Below are 17,949 nucleotides of genomic sequence, written 5' to 3'. Positions count from 1 at the left end.
GTGCTTCGTGTTGAGCCGTTATTATGCAAAAAATAGGTGTATAGGTATAATCGATTAAACATTTCGTTTTAATAGTTAGTTGCTATTGAATGTTTGTATGAGGTTTGTGTGAGGGTAGTCCAATTTACCATCTAAGACTATTGAGGTAGATAGCATTAATTACCTTAAGTAAACTTGATGTATATCATTATGTTTCATTATTGTTTATACAAAAAGGAAATTAATAGGTATCATTCTCATCTTATATTTTGCAGTGTGCTCACCGAGCGTGGTGCTATTTTTTGAATCAGGAACAGTGATGAAATTTTCAGATATCTCCTTTAAGCATAAAATCATTATGTTATTGGCTTTACCCATGCTGGGTTTTTTGTGGTTAAGTGTCGCTTCGCTTTCACAAAGCATCACCACCAATAACGAAATGTCTGTTTTAACCCAGTACACTGAGCTTTCTGTTGAGTACAGTGAGTTAGTCCATGAGTTACAAAAAGAACGTGGTATGACCGCTGGGTTTATTGGTTCTAATGGCGCTAAATTTAGCAGTAAGTTGCGTACACAGCGCGCTGATACCGATGTTAAACGCAGTAAGTTGATGCGTTTTTTACAGCAAAATGAAATCACTGACCGTCACATAAAGCAATTACAAACGAGTATTCAGCAAGATCTCACTATGCTGGAGGGTATGCGTAATAAAGTGGATGCGCAGAATATACAATTGGGCGCCGCGCTAGCGTATTACACTAAGTTGAATGCGAAGCTATTGAGTGTCTCAGGTTTGATTGTTGATATTAGCACTGATGCCAGTATCACCGCTGAGACAGTCGCTTATTATAACTTTTTACAAGGTAAAGAGCGTGCCGGTATCGAACGTGCCATATTGAGCAATACCTTTTCTAAAGATCATTTTGGGACTGGTAATTTTGTTAAATTTATTGGTTTAGTGGTTGAACAAGACACGTACTTTTCGAATTTTAAAACCTTTGCTACTAGCAATAATAAGCAATTTTTTGAGCAGCAGTTAAATAGTGCTGCGGTGAAAGAGGTGTTGAAGTTAAGAAATATTGCTGAAACAAAATCAAGTGACTTTAATGTCGATGCTGAGTATTGGTTTGCTCAAGCAAGTACGCGTATTGGGCAATTGAAGGCGATTCAAGATGAGCTAGAATCATCACTATTGAATTTAGTTAATACCAATCGTGCGAATGCGATGACTGACTTGATGATGAATATTGTCTTTAGTTTGTTGATTATTTTGATTTCAGCGGCAATTAGCTTTATTACTATTCGAGACTTATTAGCGCGAGTAAAAGAGCTAATGGATGTGATGACCGAAGTGCGTGACAATAATGACCTGACTGTACAAACGCAGCTTGCAGGAGAGAGTGAGTTAGGTCAAATTGCTGAAGCGCTTAATCTGACGTTATCGCAATTTGCTGGTGCGATGGATAACATTTCGACATCAAGTATTACCTTAGCGTCGGCGGCAGAAGAAACGGCGCAAACGTGTGTTTATAGTTCGGCATCACTAGAAGAGCAGCAAGATGGTATTAGTCTGATTGCGACTGCAATTGAAGAATTATCCGCTACTGTAAAAGAAGTCGCCCAAAACACCCAGTTGACTGCAGACTCGGCAAGAGAGGTTGACGCTCAAGCATCTGATGGACTCGAGATAGTGCAGCAATCATCACTGTCAATAGAAACGCTTGCCAGTGAGATTGATAGCTTGGCTCAACGTATTACCAATTTACATCAAAGCAGTAACAACATTACCAATATGGTTGATGTGATTAAATCGGTTGCTGATCAAACTAACTTATTGGCCCTAAACGCGGCAATTGAAGCGGCGCGTGCGGGCGAACAAGGGCGCGGTTTTGCTGTTGTTGCTGATGAAGTGCGTACTCTTGCTAAACGAACGCAAGAGTCAACTGCAGAGATTGAAAGCTTTATTGGTGCATTGCAAGATGATGCGAACGCGGCCTTTAACGTGATTGAAGTGAGTCAGAGTAAAGCGGCTGAAGCGGTGAACAAATCGAAACACGTAGCAAATACACTGCAAGATATTACTAGCGCAGTAAACCAGATCTTTGCCATGACAGAGCAAGTGGCTACGGCAATTGAAGAGCAATCGGTCGTAACCCAAGATGTCGCTGAAAATATTGTCAACGTGAAGCAAAAATCAATGGAGTCTGCGACTGGCGCGAATCAAATAGCCATGACAGCGAGAGAGCAGGCGCAACTGGCAACATCATTACAAGATGTGGCGAGAGTCTTTAAAATTTAAACATTAAGATTAATTTAATTAGAGGTTAGGCTAAAGATGATAAATAAAATGAAAGTAATTGGGTTGGCGTTGGTTGCGGTCGTCATGAGTGGTTGTGCAACGGTGCAGCTATCTACAGCACAACAAGCGTTGTTGGATGATAATACGACGCTTTATACACAAGTCGGTATGTGGACTGAAAAAGACAATGTGATTGCAACTAACTACAAACGTGGTGAACATATTCCGGTTAACTCTGCAGTAAAAATTACTGATGTTAATGCTGCAACAGTGACTTTTACCTATGACGGTCGTAGTATTACGCTGAAGAATATTGAGAAATATACCAAAGTAGATGTAACTGGATTGATGACACGTACTTTCGCTTTGGAACCGGTTAATTTAACGCAATTTAGCGCATTAGAAAAAACAGCAATTGAGCAAGGTGATGTGGTTATTGGCATGACGAAAGATGCGGTGATCATCAGCCGTGGTTTCCCGCCTGCACATCGCACTGCTAATCTAAAACTAGATAGCTGGCGTTTTTGGCAAAACCGATTCGGTACGATTGTTTATGAATTTGAGCAAGGTAAAGTATCAAACATAGTTAAGTAGAAAACACAGTTAAGTAGAAAATATAGTTAAGTCGTATTTCGAGCGCTTAACAACATTTACAAATAAAAAGGAAGCATGCAGCTTCCTTTTTATTTATAAAAAATAGAACCTAATTAACTATAGCAATGGGATGACTGGTTAGGCTGTAACCAATCGACTTGCTTAACCTGTGCTTGTGCGGTAAATTCCCTATCCTTAATTAGCAGTGAATATCACCTTTTAGAGTTTATGAATCGTCAATGGAACCCATGCCTGTAGTCTTACTAGACTTGTTTACCATCACCATTTTTACTGCGATAGGATTGTCATTTTTAGCGGTCATCATGTTATGTACTTGGTTTGGTAATCGTCGCTATGATGGGGTCGGTTATTGGCTTATAGCCTCTTTGCTGGTGTTAGTTTATAGCTTCATTATGGCGGAGCAATTATGGTTATTTAAGTTAGAAGGTTATGCTAGTCATACTTGGCTTAATGTCATGCGCCCCAATATATTACTCTGTTTGGCGGTTTGCCTTATCGCACATGGTTTTCATCGTTTCCTACAAATAAACCAATCGTTATTGTGGCTCTACGCGGCACAATGCTTACTGATAGTCCCTTTGTATGCATATGGTTTAACCTTTGAGTTACTACCACTGCATACAACGGTTTTGACGACTGCATCCACGAGTATCAGTTTTCTTTTTATCTCTCGTTATTTAATCAGTTATCAAGCCAAGCAATATGGTATGACACGCGTTATTTGTCTGTTGACCTGTGGGTTATCGTTGCTGTTAAGTGTGACAAGGCTAGTGCTGTTAGTACAAGAAGAGCCTTTACTTAATTGCGTTGAGATCACGACGGCGATTGCTTGTATTAACATGCTAATGACTCAGTGTTTTCTTACTTTCTGTTATTTGATGCTCTGTACCCAGCGTAATGCTTTTTCATTACAGCATATGTCGTTTACTGACCCGCTCGCTAATATTTACAATCGCCGTGGTTATCAACATGCTATTGCGGCTTTAGCGCCGCATAAAGAAGCGGCTGTGATGATTTTGGACATAGATCACTTTAAGAATATTAATGATGAATATGGTCATGCGATGGGGGATTTAGTGATTAAAGACATCGCCAATATTATTGCTAAAACCTGTGGTTCGATGTGTGTTTATGCACGTACTGGCGGCGAAGAGTTTAGTATTTATTCACCGCTGATATCAGCCAGTAAGATAGAAAATTTGGCAGAAGAAATTCGCCTGGTTATTATGGACCATACTACTGTTAAAGCAGCGCTAGCGATAAAGGTAACGGCCAGTATTGGCATTAGTGTTGGTCAAAGCGTTAATGTCTTTGCCTTGGAAGAAGAGGCTGATAAAGCCTTATACCAAGCTAAACGAGATGGTCGAAACTGTACTGTGATGCAACTATCAATGGCGAGTTGATTTATTTTAGTGGTGGCCGTTATCATCACTAAAATACAGGCGAAAAAAAAGAGCTACTGATAGCTCTTTTTATATACTTAACTTAAATTAAAGAACGTGTCTTTAATTACGCCAAGTACTAGTCTTTAATTACTTTAAGAACGATAGTTTCGCCTAATGTAACTGAACCAGCGAATTTCTCCATGCTCTTAATTTCATCCATGTTTGAGATGATGCATGGTGTAATTACTGATTTAGCTTTAGCTTTTAATAGCTCAAGATCGAATTCAATGATGGTTTCACCAGCTTTGATATGTTGACCTTCTTCAGCGATACGTGTGAAGCCTTCACCGCGTAATTCAACAGTGTCTAGACCGAAATGCACTAGTACTTCTAGACCTTCGTCAGAGCGAATTGCGAATGCGTGGTTAGTTTCGTAAATTTTTACGATCTCACCTGTTACTGGAGCAACTAGTTTGTTACCAGTTGGGTTGATAGCGATACCGTCACCAACAATTTTCTCAGCAAAGATAACATCTGGCACATCTTCGATAGCAACGATTTCACCGGCAAGTGGAGAAACAATGTGTAGCGTATTGCTGTCATTACTGTCGTCTGAAACCAGTTTTTTTAATTTATCGAATAATCCCATTTTTAACTCCTAGCAATTTGGTAGACATAGTTATTGGTTATTTTAAGTGTGAATAACCAATAACTTTACGTTGTCATCATAGCATTATCTTACAAGATTAGATGCTATGAAAACTGAAATAATTAGCAAGCAGCACGTTGTTTGGTGAACTGAGCGATTAACTCTTGGATTTCACCTGCCGTTGCACAGCTTAATGCTTGGTCTGCTAACTCTTTAACATCAGCGAAGTTAGCATTACGGATTGTTTTCTTCACTTTAGGGATAGAGATGCCGCTCATAGAGAACTCATCTAAGCCCATACCAAGTAATAGTAGCGTTGCAGTTTCATCACCCGCAAGTTCACCACACATACCAGTCCACTTACCTGCAGCATGGGAAGCGTCAATAACCTGTTTAATCAGCGTTAGTACCGCTGGTGTAAGTGGGTTATATAGGTCTGAAATCATTTCGTTACCACGGTCTACCGCTAGTGTGTACTGCGTTAAATCGTTAGTACCAATACTAAAGAAATCTACTTCTTTAATAAGGTGATGCGCAATAGCAGCAGCTGCTGGTGTTTCAACCATTACACCTGTTTCGATTGCAGCATCGAAAGCGTGACCTTCAGCTGTTAATTCAGCTTTCAGTGTCGTCAGGATGTCCTTAAGCAGACGAATTTCTTCAACAGAAATAATCATCGGGAACATAATGCGGATTTTACCGAATGCAGATGCACGTAAGATAGCGCGTAGCTGTGCGTTCATAATTTCTGGACGGTCGAAACAGATACGGATCGCGCGCCAACCCAAGAATGGGTTCATTTCTTTTGGTAAGTTTAGGTATGGAAGATCTTTATCACCACCGATATCCATAGTACGGATGATCACTGACTGACCATTCATGCTTTCTGCAACCGCTTTGTATGCTTCAAACTGTTCATCTTCAGTTGGTAAGCTATCACGGTCCATAAATAGGAATTCTGTACGGTAAAGACCAACGCCTTCGCCGCCATTACGGATCACACCAGCACAATCTTTTACTGTGCCAACGTTACCACATACTTCCACATGTTTACCGTCAAGTGTGATTGCAGGTAAGTCTTTCATTTTAAGCAGCTCAGCTTTTTCAGCAAGGTACTGTGCTTGAGTTGCTTTGTATTCATTAATTACGTCTTCTGATGGATTAACAATAACACTATTGTTAATGGCATCAAGGATAACGAAATCACCTGATTTGATGGTTTCAGTTACGTTGCCTGTACCAACAATCGCTGGAAGTTCCAATGAACGAGCCATGATTGACGTATGCGCTGTACGACCACCTAGGTCAGTCACGAAACCTAAGATTTTATCTAGGTTAATCTGTGCTGTTTCTGACGGTGTTAAGTCGCTAGCAATTAGAATCACTTCATCTTCGATTGCGCTTAATGAAACAATTTCCATACCGAGTGCATTTTTTACGATGCGATTACCGATGTCACGGAAATCCGCAGCACGTTCTCTTAAGTATGGGTCGTCTAGTGCAGCCATCATTTCAGCGTTTTCTTCAATGATGCTGTGAATAGCAAGATCTGCCGATGCTTTATTTTTCTTAATAAAGGTTACGATATCGTCTTCTAACTCTTCGTCTTCTAGTAGCATCATGTGCCCTTCGAAGATTTCAGCTTTCTCATCGCCAAATGTTTGGCGTGCCATTTCCGTGATAGCTTCAAGCTGTATCGCAGACTTATCCCTAGCAGCTAAAAAGATAGCTATTTGTTCATCGATCTGTGCAGTTTCAATAGTTTGTTGGTTAAGAACAATTTCTTCGTTAATGAATAATTGTGCTTTACCAAAAGCAATACCTGGTGAGGCGAGAATGCCTGATATCATAACCTTTCCTTACTTCAATACAAAAAATACGTTAATGACTAATGGGATCTATTCTAAGATATCCATAAGAGCAACTAGCGCTTCAACAGCCGCTTGCTCGTCAGTACCTTCAGCAGAAATAGTCATAGTTACACCTTTAGAAAGGCCTAACGTTTGTAATTTAAATAAGCTTGTAGCGCTTGCAGATTTACCGCCAGCTTCAACAGAGATTTTTGACTCGAATTCTTTTGCTTTTTTTACGAAAAGAGCAGCAGGGCGAGTGTGAAGACCGTTTGGTGCGATAATTTCAACTGATTTTTGGTACATGACTTTTCCTTAAAATAACGATTCTAAAAGAGTGTTTTACTATAACCATAAGTGTAAGTGTAATCTAATTTTACAGAGTAAAATAACTATTTCTTATAAAAAATATGGGTATAGATCATGTTTTCGTAAGTTTTACTACAAAACAATGCGATGTAGCTATATTACCCCTAATTCAGGCCATTGTTGTAGTTTAATTACAACAAAAATGGCAAAGTGTGACGGCTATCAACAGGAATAAAAAAAATGCTTAGTACAAAAAAAAGCCGCTAGTGCGGCTTTTGTTAATCTTGTTAATTGTATGTAACTATAAGATTGCGGTTGTAACTATAACAACACGGTTGTGATTATTGTTGGAGTTCTTGCTCAGTAAATACACCATCAAATAATGCAGTACTTAAGTAACGTTCGCCCGATGATGGCAGAATAACGACAATGTTCTTATCTGCAAATTCTGGTAATGCAGCTAAACGTGCAGCGGCAACAACAGCGGCACCTGAAGAGATACCGGCTAAGATGCCTTCTTCTTTCATTAGACGTTGTGCCATTTCGATAGAATCTTCGTTTGATACGAGTTCTACACGGTCAACCATTTCTAAATCAAGGTTACCAGGGATGAAACCTGCACCGATACCTTGGATCTTATGTGGACCCGGCGTTAATGCTTCACCTGATTTTGCTTGGCTAATAACAGGTGAGTTAGTTGGTTCAACGGCAACAGAGACTAAATCTTTGCCTTTATTTAATTTAATATAGCGGCTTGTACCTGTGATCGTACCGCCAGTACCAACACCGGCCACTAATATATCAACTTGACCGTCTGTTGCTTCCCAAATTTCTGGACCCGTTGTTTGTTCGTGGATCGCTGGGTTAGCCGGGTTTTCAAATTGTTGTAATAAAATAGTAGTTTCAGGATTTGCATCACGGATTTCAACCGCTTTATCAATCGCGCCTTTCATGCCTTTTGCGCCATCAGTCAACACAAGGTTAGCACCTAATGCCTTAAGTAGTTTGCGACGCTCAAGGCTCATTGTATTTGGCATCGTTAATGTTAGCTTATACCCACGAGCAGCGGCAACAAATGCTAATGCGATACCTGTGTTACCACTTGTTGGTTCAACAATCTCAATACCTTCTTTTAAGGTACCGTCTTTTTCTGCCTGCCAGATCATGTTTGCACCGATACGGCATTTAACACTGGCACTTGGATTACGGCTTTCAATTTTTGCAAACACGTTACCTGTAGTAACTCGGTTTAAACGTACTAGTGGTGTATTACCGATAGATAGTGTGTTGTCTTGTAAAATTTGGCTCATGGGATTTCCCTATATAAATGATTACACGTAACTTATATGTATTTAGTAATTATACGTATGTGGTAACTGTTATTTGTGAACGAATTAACTAACTTATGTCTTAAGCATACTGATAAGTTTGAAAATTGAAAATGCTGTTTTGTTATATCGTTAGGTTCTTAAATGATAAGAACTTATAACGATTAGTTATGCATAGTGTTTAAATTCCATTTCTACCACCACTTAATAAAGCGTATATAAGGCATTCGAATGCGGGGGTATGGTGTTGAGTCCTCTCTATATATAGACCAAATTGGCGTAATTAGTTCCAGCTAATAAATTAATTCGGTGTTTACGCCGTTTTTTTTAAGCATTAATTTGATTGCCGAGGTACTATTTTTTCATTTTTGTCGGATGCACAGCTAGATCTAGTACACAGTTTGCTTTATTTTAGTTAACTCTGTATCCCAATTTAGCTGATAGCGATCCAACACCATGAGTCGCTAAAGGACAATGTAATGAGTAATGTAGTAATTAGTGGTAGCGGTTTATTTACCCCTCCAGATGCAATCAGTAATGATGAACTAGTAACAAGCTTTAATAGTTATGTTGATAATTTTAATACTGACAATGCCGCGGCGATCGAAGCTGGTGAAGTGACAGCTAAAGCACATTCAAGCAGTGAATTTATTGAAAAAGCATCGGGTATTAAAAGTCGTTTTGTGATGAGCAAAGCGGGTATTTTAGATCCTGCGATCATGCGCCCTATATTTCAACCGATTAGCGATGATGAGCCAAGCATTACCGTACAGATGGCGCTGGTTGCGGCCAAGCAAGCTTTAGCTGCTGCCAATAAAGAAGCACAAGACATCGATTTAATTATTTTTGCTGCGTCAGGGTTCCAACGTGCTTATCCTGCTATGGCGGTTGAACTACAGCACTTCTTGGGTGCTAATGGCTTCGCCTACGATATGAGCGTGGCGTGTTCGTCGGCTACATTTGCGATTGCTAACGCGATGGATGCGGTTAAGTCTGGCCGCAGTAAAGCGGCATTAGTGGTAAATCCTGAAATTTGCTCTGCGCATTTAAACTTTAAAGATCGCGATAGCCACTTTATCTTTGGTGATGTGTGTACCGCGGTTGTGATTGAAGACAAAACGACGGCGACAAGTGAGTACTGTTACGAAATCATTGATAGTAAGTTGTTTACGCAGTATTCAAATAACATCCGCAATAACTTAGGTTATTTAAGCCGTAGTGAAGGCGCTGATATTAACGCTGATTCAAGCTTCTTCATGCAAAATGGCCGTAAGGTATTTAAAGAAGTATTACCGACTGTGTATAACTTGATCACAGAACAACTGAGCGGCTTAGACTTACAAGCAAGTAACTTTAAACGCTTGTGGTTACATCAAGCTAATATCAACATGAACAACTATTTGGCTAAGAAGCTATTGGGTCGCGATCCATCAGCGACAGAAGCACCGATCATTCTTGATACTTACGCGAATACCGCGTCAGCAGGTTCTATTATTGCGTTCCATTTACACCAAGACGGTGTGGAAAGTGGTGACTTAGCGTTAATCTGCTCGTTTGGTGCGGGTTATTCTGTGGGTTCGTTGGTATTGAAACGCTGCTAGTCATCTAGCTCGCTCCTATGGCTATTCATGGAATTTATATAAATGCCATGAATAAACGGTAAGTAATAAAAAGCCCCAGTTAAGTGATTAACTGGGGCTTTTTTAACGCTACTGTTTATAGTCATTATTTACAGTACTGTTTATTACGGCTGTTTACCGCTGTTATCAACCCACATTGCTGTTGCACCACAAACGGCAACCGGCATGATCATGAAGTTCACCACGGGAATGGATTGGCACAGTGCAACCATCGAGCCAAAACTTAATGATTGCATACGATTGGATGACAATTCATTACGCATCTCATCAAAGCCGACTTTGTTATTATCAAACGTATAATCGGCATATTGGATTGCTAACATCCAAGCGGTAAAGATAAACCACAATACTGGAGCAACTGTCTGACCAACGACTGGGATAAAAAATAACAGCAGTAAACCGATTGCACGCGGGATGTAGTATTTTATTTTTTTTAGCTCTCGCGTCAGTACGCGCGGGATATCTAATATGATGTCTTTGATACTCATTTCTGGTAGCGGCTTATTACTTAATAACAGCTCTGTTTGTTCCGCCAATAAGCCATTAAACGGTGCGGCAATAATATTGGCAATCGCGCCAAAAAAGAACCCAAAGACCAGCAAAATGACAATAAAGGCGAGGGGCTTAATAATATAAACCAACCAGCTCAACCAGTCGAAACTAGCCTCAAGCTCCAGCAACCAAACGTCGATTTGTTGAAATAAGAAGTAAAAGCTAACCGAGAACAAAATCAAGTTTACTAATAGTGGGATCAATACAAAAGGTCTTAACTTAGGTTGACGGATCAAATCAAAACCTTGTAAGAAATATTGAAATCCAGATAGAGATGGTTTTACTGAAAGCATATTCTATGGAGCCTATGTAAGTGGTTTAAGTGGCATATCTTATCATGCAGTTGTTATGGTGCTGCTATCATTGCATTAAAAGAGACCCCGATTGGCGTAAAAAGTGCAGTAAAAAGCAGCAGCTTTTCTATTCTCATCAGAGGAATCTTTAATATTGCAGGCACATCTGCTAAAGTTTTCTGGTTATTCTATATTCGTTGTTTGATATGTACCTTAAAAAGATCAAAATATCTGGTTTTAAGTCGTTTGTGGATACCACAGAACTGCTTTTCCCCCATGATATGACTGCGGTTGTTGGCCCTAACGGCTGTGGTAAATCCAATATTATTGATGCAGTCCGCTGGGTGCTGGGCGAAAGCTCAGCTAAACACTTGCGTGGCGATGCCATGGCTGACGTTATTTTTAACGGTTCAGTGGCGCGCGCGCCTGTGTCGAGAGCCAGTGTGGAATTGCTATTCGATAATGCCAAACAACGAATTGATCATGCTTTATTGCAATATAATGAAGTGTCTATTCGTCGCGAACTTTACCGTGATGGTACTAATCAATATTATCTCAATGGTAAAAAATGTCGCCGTAAAGATGTTACTGAGCTGTTTTTAGGCACAGGTTTAGGGCCGCGTAGTTATGCGATTATTGAGCAGGGTATGATCTCGCGCTTAATCGAATCTAAACCCCATGAATTACGTCATTTTATTGAAGAAGCGGCAGGTATTTCTAAATATAAAGAAAAACGCCGTGAAACCGAGCAACGCATTAATCAGACCAAAGACAACCTTAACCGACTCGCAGATATCCGCATTGAATTAGGCGTGCAAATTGACAAGTTAAAAGTACAGTCAGCGGTTGCGAAGCAGTTTCGAGCGTTAAAGCAGCAGCAACGTGAAGCGAAAAGTCGTCTTGGTTTAGTGCAGATATATGATGTTGAACGTTCGATTAATCAGCTTGCTCAACAAAAACTCGTGCTGATGAATGAACAAGAGAAACTGACGGCAACAGAGACTAAGTTGCAAACTCAGATCACCGACTTGGACGTACAGTTAAGTGAACTGTCGATATTAATTGAAAATCAGCAACAAGCGTTTTATTTACAGGGCACAGAATTAACCAAGATTGAGCAGAAATTACTGCATCACAAAGCACGCAAGCAAGAGTCGGCAGGTAAACAACAAGAACATCTGCAGCAAAGCGAAAAATTAAAGGTATTACTGCAAGAAGAGCAAGCGCAATTACAGGTTCATCAGCAACAGGCCTTATTGACCGAGGCTGACTATAATAGACTATCTGCAGAATTAGTGGTGATTGATCAATCTCTCGCGACAGCGACGATCACGAGTGATCAGGCGATTGCTCAACATGCGGTATACCTGGAAAAAGTGCAACGTTTTAGCAGTAAACTGGATGTGCTGACTAACGCGGTGAAAAGCGCTGAATCAGTATTGAATAAAAGTAAACTGCAGCGCAGCGAATTAGCTGAAGAGCAACGACAATTTGTTCAGCACAGTAAGCAAGTTTTAATCAGTGATAAAACCGCTGAGCTGCAACGGCTACAATCACAAGAAACACAGCTCGCGCATGAATTAGCAGGGCTGAATAACGGCGCTCAAGGCATTGATAAACAAGTATCAGTACTCGACACGAATATAGGTAAAAATGCGGCTGAAAAAATTGAAATTAAAGCCTCACTCAGTGTTATCGCAGAGCTACTTCGTAAAGCTGAGCATGCCGACCATGCACATACTTGGTTAGAGTGTAATTTCGATTCAATTCCGTTAAAGTTATTACAGCAGCTAGATGTTGAACCTGGTTGGGAGTCTGCAGTTGAAAAAGTATTGGCGAATTGGCTAGATGCTTACTGTATTTCGGATGAGCAATTGGCTCAGTTTGATCTTGATGAGTTACCGGCTTTGCAGTGGTTTAAACCGAGTCAGTGTGACGCGCGTATTGGTTCGTTAGCAGATAAAGTTAAAAACAATTTATTTAACCGTCAGCTAAATCAAGTGACTTGTGTCGCGAACATTAACGACGCGAAAGCGGGTGTGGAAAATCACAGCCAATACAGTTATATCACCGCACATGGCGATTGGTTTACCGACGAAGGTGTGTGGCTATCACAGCATGCTAAAGCCAATGTGTCGGCGCCACAAGGGCGTATTGAAATGCAACTGCAAGCATCACTGTTGCAAGGGCGTTTAACGGCCACTGAAACCCTGATAGATAAGCAGCACAATCAATTAATAGCGCTGAAGGTGACTCAGGACGAATACCAGTATCAAACGGCGCAGTTGCAAAAGAATTTACATGACAAGCAAAGTGAAGTGAAACAGTTAACCGTTGAGCTGGGCTTATTACAGCAGCAGCAAGCTCAATGGCAGCTTCAAAATGATCAATTAAATACTCGATTATTAACGCTGGATAATTTACTCGCGATTGAAGCTGAAGAAGTGCAGCGCTTTAACGAGCAGATAATGTCGACAAAAACCGCAATCACTCAGCTCGCGAATGATGATGGATTGATTCAAAAAGCGGAATCAGCAAAAGCAGATAAAGCTAAATTTTTACAAGAACAACAAGTGCTTGCAAAACAAGTACAAGAATTACTCTTGGTGAAAACTAAGTTTACCGTTGAAATAGAGAAGCAGCAGCAGCTTATTGCCAAAACAGATGCACAATATCAAACTATTTTACAAGATATAGCTGCATTAGGTGACGACTCATTATATGCTGAAAGCTTACAGCAACTAGAAACCGCACGTGCGATCGCGGCTGAAAAACAAATCGCTATCGAAAGTGACAACAACGCGAAGAAACTAACACGCGCAAAACTGATTGATGACAGGCGTCATGTTGAAGAAAAACGTGCTAGGATAATGTCAAGTAGCTTAAAAGTGAAAGACAAAGTTCAGCAGTTAGATTTAAAGCAGGCTAACAACAAAGCAAGAGAACAGCTACTATATCAACAAATTGCGGATGACCATGTGGATGTAGACACATTGAAACGTGAGTGTGTTAATATATTAACGCTAAAAGAATACCAGCAACAGTTGAAACAACTGGAAGCACAATTACAAAAGATAGGCGCTGTTAACTTGGCGGCTGTCGAAGAATTTGAACAACAATCGCAGCGTAAGCAGTATTTAGACGAACAAACCGATGATTTAGAGAAAGCTATCGAAACGCTTGAAGCGGCGATTGTTAAAATTGATAAACAGACTCGTACTCGGTTTGCGACAACGTTTGAAAAAATTAATACTGATTTTAAAGCATTATTTCCAAAAGTATTTGGTGGTGGTGCAGCTTGGTTAGAACTTACATCAAGCAATTTATTGGACACGGGGGTCACCATTATGGCGCGTCCTCCGGGTAAAAAGAATGCGCGCATTTCATTGCTTTCGGGTGGTGAAAAAGCCTTAACAGCACTCTCGTTAGTGTTTGCGATATTTAGATTAAACCCTGCGCCATTTTGTATGCTAGATGAAGTGGATGCGCCACTCGATGAATTAAATGTCGGGCGTTTTTGTAAACTGGTTCAGGAGATGTCAGAAACAGTACAATTTATTTATATTAGTCATAATAAGTTAGCCATGGAAATGGCTCAGCAATTAATAGGAGTGACCATGCATGAACCAGGGGTCTCTCGAATCGTCGCTGTCGATATATCGGCTGCGGTAGAACTTACAGACAATTAACATTAAGAGATAGGCTGTTATGCAAGATTTGCGACTTGTTCTCATCATATTAGGGTTTATTGCAATTGTTGCTTTAATTGCCCACGGCCTTTGGTCGAATAAAAAGAACGAAGTAAAACCATTAAAAGATAAACCGTTAGGCAAACTTGAGCAGAACGTTAAAGATAATCAAGGTTTTGACCTTGATGGCATTGGTGAAAAACGTGTTGTGACTAAATCTGTCGAACCGACAATGAACTTAGGCCGTGAAGAATCGACACCTGTTGAAGTTGAAAAAATTGAGCCGCAGTTTAGTCGTGCTATAAATAATACTGTGACAAAGAACAGTGCTATAAATAACAGTGTTATCAAGAACAGCACTGTCAATACTAGTGGGTTAACGAGTTCGTTTTCTGCAACTGATGTTGAAGGATCTTTGGCAGCATCAGAGACTAACGCGCATGTTAAAAACGATTTAAGTTATGATGTTGTTAGCGCAGAAGTCGAAAATAGCGTTGAAGATGAACCGGCAACACAAGATGATGAAGTGATTCGTCCTGTGGTTCACATGGTCAATGACAGCGTGATTGCTACAGCCGTTAATAGCGACGAGATTGAACGCAATATTCAAGCTGTTGATCACGCTGCGATGGTGATTGAGGCTGCACGTGAAGACTCTGCTGTTGTTAACACTGTAGTTGATACAACAGCCCAGTCTGAAGAGGCATTGCCTGATGAAGCTGTATTCGTAATAAACATTATGGCGCGTGAAGGCAAGAGCATTGCTGGCGCTGAATTATTACAAGAATTGTCTGCTTTTGGTTTCAAATTTGGTGCAATGGATATTTTCCACCGCCACGTTGATGCTGCAGGTAAAGGTGCTGTTATCTTTAGTCTTGCGAATATGGTTAAACCAGGTACGTTTGATATTGATACGATGGAGCAGTTTGAGTCTCCTGGGGTTTCATTATTCATGATGTTCCCGTGTGCAGGTCAAGCATCACATAATTATGGCCTGATGCTAAGTGCAGCAGAGCGTATCGCTGATGGCGTAGATGGTTTATTAATGGATGGCAGTCGTCACCCGTTAACAGAAGAATCTATTGAGCAAGAACAAGTGTTTATTCGCAAATTAGAAAACCGTTCACTAACAAAGTAACGTATTAGCGAAAAATAGCACTAAATAAACAATGTTATCCAGATAAACGCCTCACTTCTGTGGGGCTTTTTTTGATCTTCGGAATTTTTTATCTTTGGAAATAAAGATGTCAGAACAAGCAAAACAGATTCAAACCTTAACACTTCAATTAGAAGAGTATAATCACCAGTATTACGTGCTGGATAATCCGACTGTACCCGATGCGGAATACGACCGCTTATTGCGTGAACTAAAACAGTTAGAAACAGAACACCCAGAACTTGCACTCGCCACATCTCCAACTCAAAAGGTCGGTGGCGAAGCGCTGACTGCTTTTAGTCAAATTAAGCATGAGATACCGATGTTGTCATTGGATAATGTGTTTTCTGCAGAAGAGTTATTGGCGTTTGAAAAACGTCTACAAGATCGTTTATTGACTAAAACCGAGATCAAATTTAGCTGTGAGCCAAAACTCGATGGTCTTGCTGCAAGCATTTTGTATGAAAACGGTCACTTTGTCCGTGCAGCAACCCGTGGCGATGGTCAAATTGGTGAAGACATTTCTGAAAATGTAAAAACCATTAAATCAATTCCACTGCGTTTACGTGGTGATGACTTTCCAGCGCGTTTAGAAGTACGTGGTGAAGTGTTCATGCCGAAAGCCGGTTTTGAACAGCTGAATGTTAATGCCAAGAAGAAAGGCGAGAAGACCTTTGTGAACCCTCGTAATGCGGCTGCTGGTAGCTTACGTCAGCTGGATCCAAAGATTGCAGCAAGTCGCCCGTTAGCTTTTAATGCTTATTCATTAGGTGTTGTGGAAGGCGAGGTCGAAGGTAAAGGCTTATCGAACTCTCATGCAGAAAACCTACAGAAACTAAAGCAATGGGGTTTACCTGTTTGTGCTGATGTTACTGTGGCAATGGGCTATCAAGGTTGCTTAGATTTCTATGAAGACATTGGTCAGCGTCGTGATGCACTGTCGTATGACATTGACGGTGTCGTATATAAAGTTGATGATTTAGAGTTGCAGAAAACACTCGGTTTTGTTGCGCGAGCACCACGTTGGGCAACGTCGCATAAATTCCCAGCGCAAGAAGAAATCACCACGTTACTGGATGTTGAATTCCAAGTGGGTCGTACTGGCGCTATCACGCCTGTAGCACGTTTAGAACCTGTCTTTGTTGGTGGCGTAACGGTGAGTAATGCGACGCTACATAACTCCGATGAAATTGCGCGTTTAGGCATTAAAATTAAAGATCAGGTGATCATCCGCCGAGCAGGCGACGTGATCCCACAAGTCGCGCGTGTGATGTTAGAGCGCCGACCTGATGATGCACAAGACATCGTTTTCCCATCGACATGTCCGGTGTGTGATTCTGAAGTCGAACGTATTGAAGGCGAAGCAACGGTACGTTGTACTGCAGGATTGTATTGCGGCGCTCAACGTAAAGAGGCGATTAAACATTTTGCCTCACGTAAGGCGTTGAACGTTGATGGATTGGGTGACAAGCTAGTAGAACAATTAGTGGATGCTGAGTTAATTAAAACACCAGCCGATCTATTTACTGTGACGTTTGGCAAACTGACCTTGCTTGATCGTATGGGGCCAAAGAAAGCCACTAATTTACTCGAAGCGTTAAAAGTAGCAAAGCACACTACACTTGCTAAATTCCTTTATTCTTTGGGTATTCGTGAAGTGGGTGAAGCGACTGCAGCGAACCTGGCCAATGACCTGCTAACATTAGAGTTCATCAAAAAAGCCTCGGTTGAGCGTTTAGTGTTGATCAGTGATGTTGGTGAGATCGTTGCGAAGCATATTTATTACTTCTTCCGTGAAGCACATAATCTTGAAGTGATTGACCAGTTAATTGAAGCGGGCATGACTTGGGATGACGTGGCGGTTAAAGAAGAAAGTCAGCAACCATTGCTTGGTACGATCTATGTGATCACGGGAACACTAGTGAATATCTCGCGTGCTGATGCGAAAACGCGTTTACAAGATTTAGGCGCGAAGGTTGCTGGTAGCGTGTCGAAGAAAACAACAGCGTTAGTGGCCGGTCCTGCTGCAGGTTCTAAGCTCACTAAAGCACAAGAGTTAGAGATCGATATTCTCTCAGAAGATGATTTATTGGCGCTTTTAGCTTCACATAATTAGTTAATAGCATCGCATAGCTAATATGTTGATGTGTGTTAGTAGTTAATTTTAGTTCGCGTGTTGTTAGTTTTAGCTTTAATGGTAAAATG

12 protein-coding genes are annotated in these 17,949 nt (G+C 40.7%); 7 read left to right on the top strand and 5 right to left on the bottom strand.

The window, feature by feature from the left end:
* The first annotated feature begins 298 nt into the window (after positions 1-298).
* From JFU56_RS03355 to JFU56_RS03345, 3 genes are all read left to right on the top strand, one after another.
* A complete protein-coding gene (locus JFU56_RS03355; protein WP_198435885.1) occupies positions 299-2,278 on the top strand; it encodes a methyl-accepting chemotaxis protein in 1,980 nt (659 codons plus the stop codon).
* 48 nt (positions 2,279-2,326) lie between these two features.
* Positions 2,327-2,872, top strand: a complete 546-nt coding sequence (locus tag JFU56_RS03350; protein WP_242065830.1) for a hypothetical protein — start codon at positions 2,327-2,329, stop codon at positions 2,870-2,872.
* Positions 2,873-3,120: 248 nt separating this feature from the next.
* Positions 3,121-4,296 carry a GGDEF domain-containing protein gene (locus JFU56_RS03345; RefSeq protein ID WP_198435883.1) on the top strand — a complete coding sequence of 392 codons (1,176 nt, stop codon included), beginning with the start codon at positions 3,121-3,123 and terminating at the stop codon, positions 4,294-4,296.
* A 118-nt stretch (positions 4,297-4,414) separates the two neighbouring features.
* Here the strand turns inward: JFU56_RS03345 and crr are convergent, their stop codons facing one another.
* The 4 genes from crr to cysK form a co-directional block, all read right to left on the bottom strand.
* The gene (crr, locus tag JFU56_RS03340; protein ID WP_198435882.1) at positions 4,415-4,927 is read right to left on the bottom strand and encodes a PTS glucose transporter subunit IIA; all 513 of its coding nucleotides are present in this window, start codon (positions 4,925-4,927) and stop codon (positions 4,415-4,417) included.
* Positions 4,928-5,049: 122 nt separating this feature from the next.
* Positions 5,050-6,777: a phosphoenolpyruvate-protein phosphotransferase PtsI gene (gene ptsI, locus JFU56_RS03335; protein ID WP_198435881.1), complete on the bottom strand. Its 1,728-nt coding sequence runs from the start codon at positions 6,775-6,777 to the stop codon at positions 5,050-5,052.
* A 48-nt stretch (positions 6,778-6,825) separates the two neighbouring features.
* Entirely contained in the window at positions 6,826-7,083 is a 258-nt protein-coding gene (locus JFU56_RS03330; protein WP_019442913.1) for an HPr family phosphocarrier protein, read from the bottom strand.
* 344 nt (positions 7,084-7,427) lie between these two features.
* Complete coding sequence (gene cysK, locus JFU56_RS03325) at positions 7,428-8,396, bottom strand: cysteine synthase A (RefSeq protein WP_198435880.1); 969 nt, start codon at positions 8,394-8,396, stop codon at positions 7,428-7,430.
* Positions 8,397-8,893: 497 nt separating this feature from the next.
* On the opposite strand from cysK, the gene JFU56_RS03320 reads away from it, so the two are divergent.
* The gene (locus tag JFU56_RS03320) at positions 8,894-10,015 is read left to right on the top strand and encodes a beta-ketoacyl-ACP synthase III (RefSeq protein WP_198435879.1); all 1,122 of its coding nucleotides are present in this window, start codon (positions 8,894-8,896) and stop codon (positions 10,013-10,015) included.
* A gap of 143 nt (positions 10,016-10,158) precedes the next feature.
* Here JFU56_RS03320 and cysZ read toward each other — a convergent pair whose 3' ends face one another.
* Entirely contained in the window at positions 10,159-10,899 is a 741-nt protein-coding gene (gene cysZ / locus JFU56_RS03315) for a sulfate transporter CysZ (protein WP_198435878.1), read from the bottom strand.
* Between the two features lie 206 nt (positions 10,900-11,105).
* Between cysZ and smc the strand changes: the two genes are divergently transcribed.
* The 3 genes from smc to ligA all read left to right on the top strand — a co-directional run bounded on the left by smc (position 11,106) and on the right by ligA (position 17,860).
* Positions 11,106-14,588 (top strand): chromosome segregation protein SMC, encoded by a 3,483-nt coding sequence (gene smc, locus JFU56_RS03310; RefSeq protein ID WP_198435877.1) that lies wholly within the window; start codon positions 11,106-11,108, stop codon positions 14,586-14,588.
* Positions 14,589-14,607: 19 nt separating this feature from the next.
* Positions 14,608-15,726 (top strand): cell division protein ZipA, encoded by a 1,119-nt coding sequence (zipA, locus tag JFU56_RS03305; RefSeq protein WP_198435876.1) that lies wholly within the window; start codon positions 14,608-14,610, stop codon positions 15,724-15,726.
* Between the two features lie 106 nt (positions 15,727-15,832).
* A complete protein-coding gene (gene ligA / locus JFU56_RS03300) occupies positions 15,833-17,860 on the top strand; it encodes an NAD-dependent DNA ligase LigA (protein WP_198435875.1) in 2,028 nt (675 codons plus the stop codon).
* The last annotated feature ends 89 nt before the right edge of the window (positions 17,861-17,949 follow it).

It is taken from the genome of Moritella sp. F3 (assembly GCF_015082335.1).
Lineage (GTDB): Bacteria > Pseudomonadota > Gammaproteobacteria > Enterobacterales > Moritellaceae > Moritella.
Note: the sequence above shows the minus strand (reverse complement) of the source record. Positions and strands in the feature narration are given on the sequence as shown.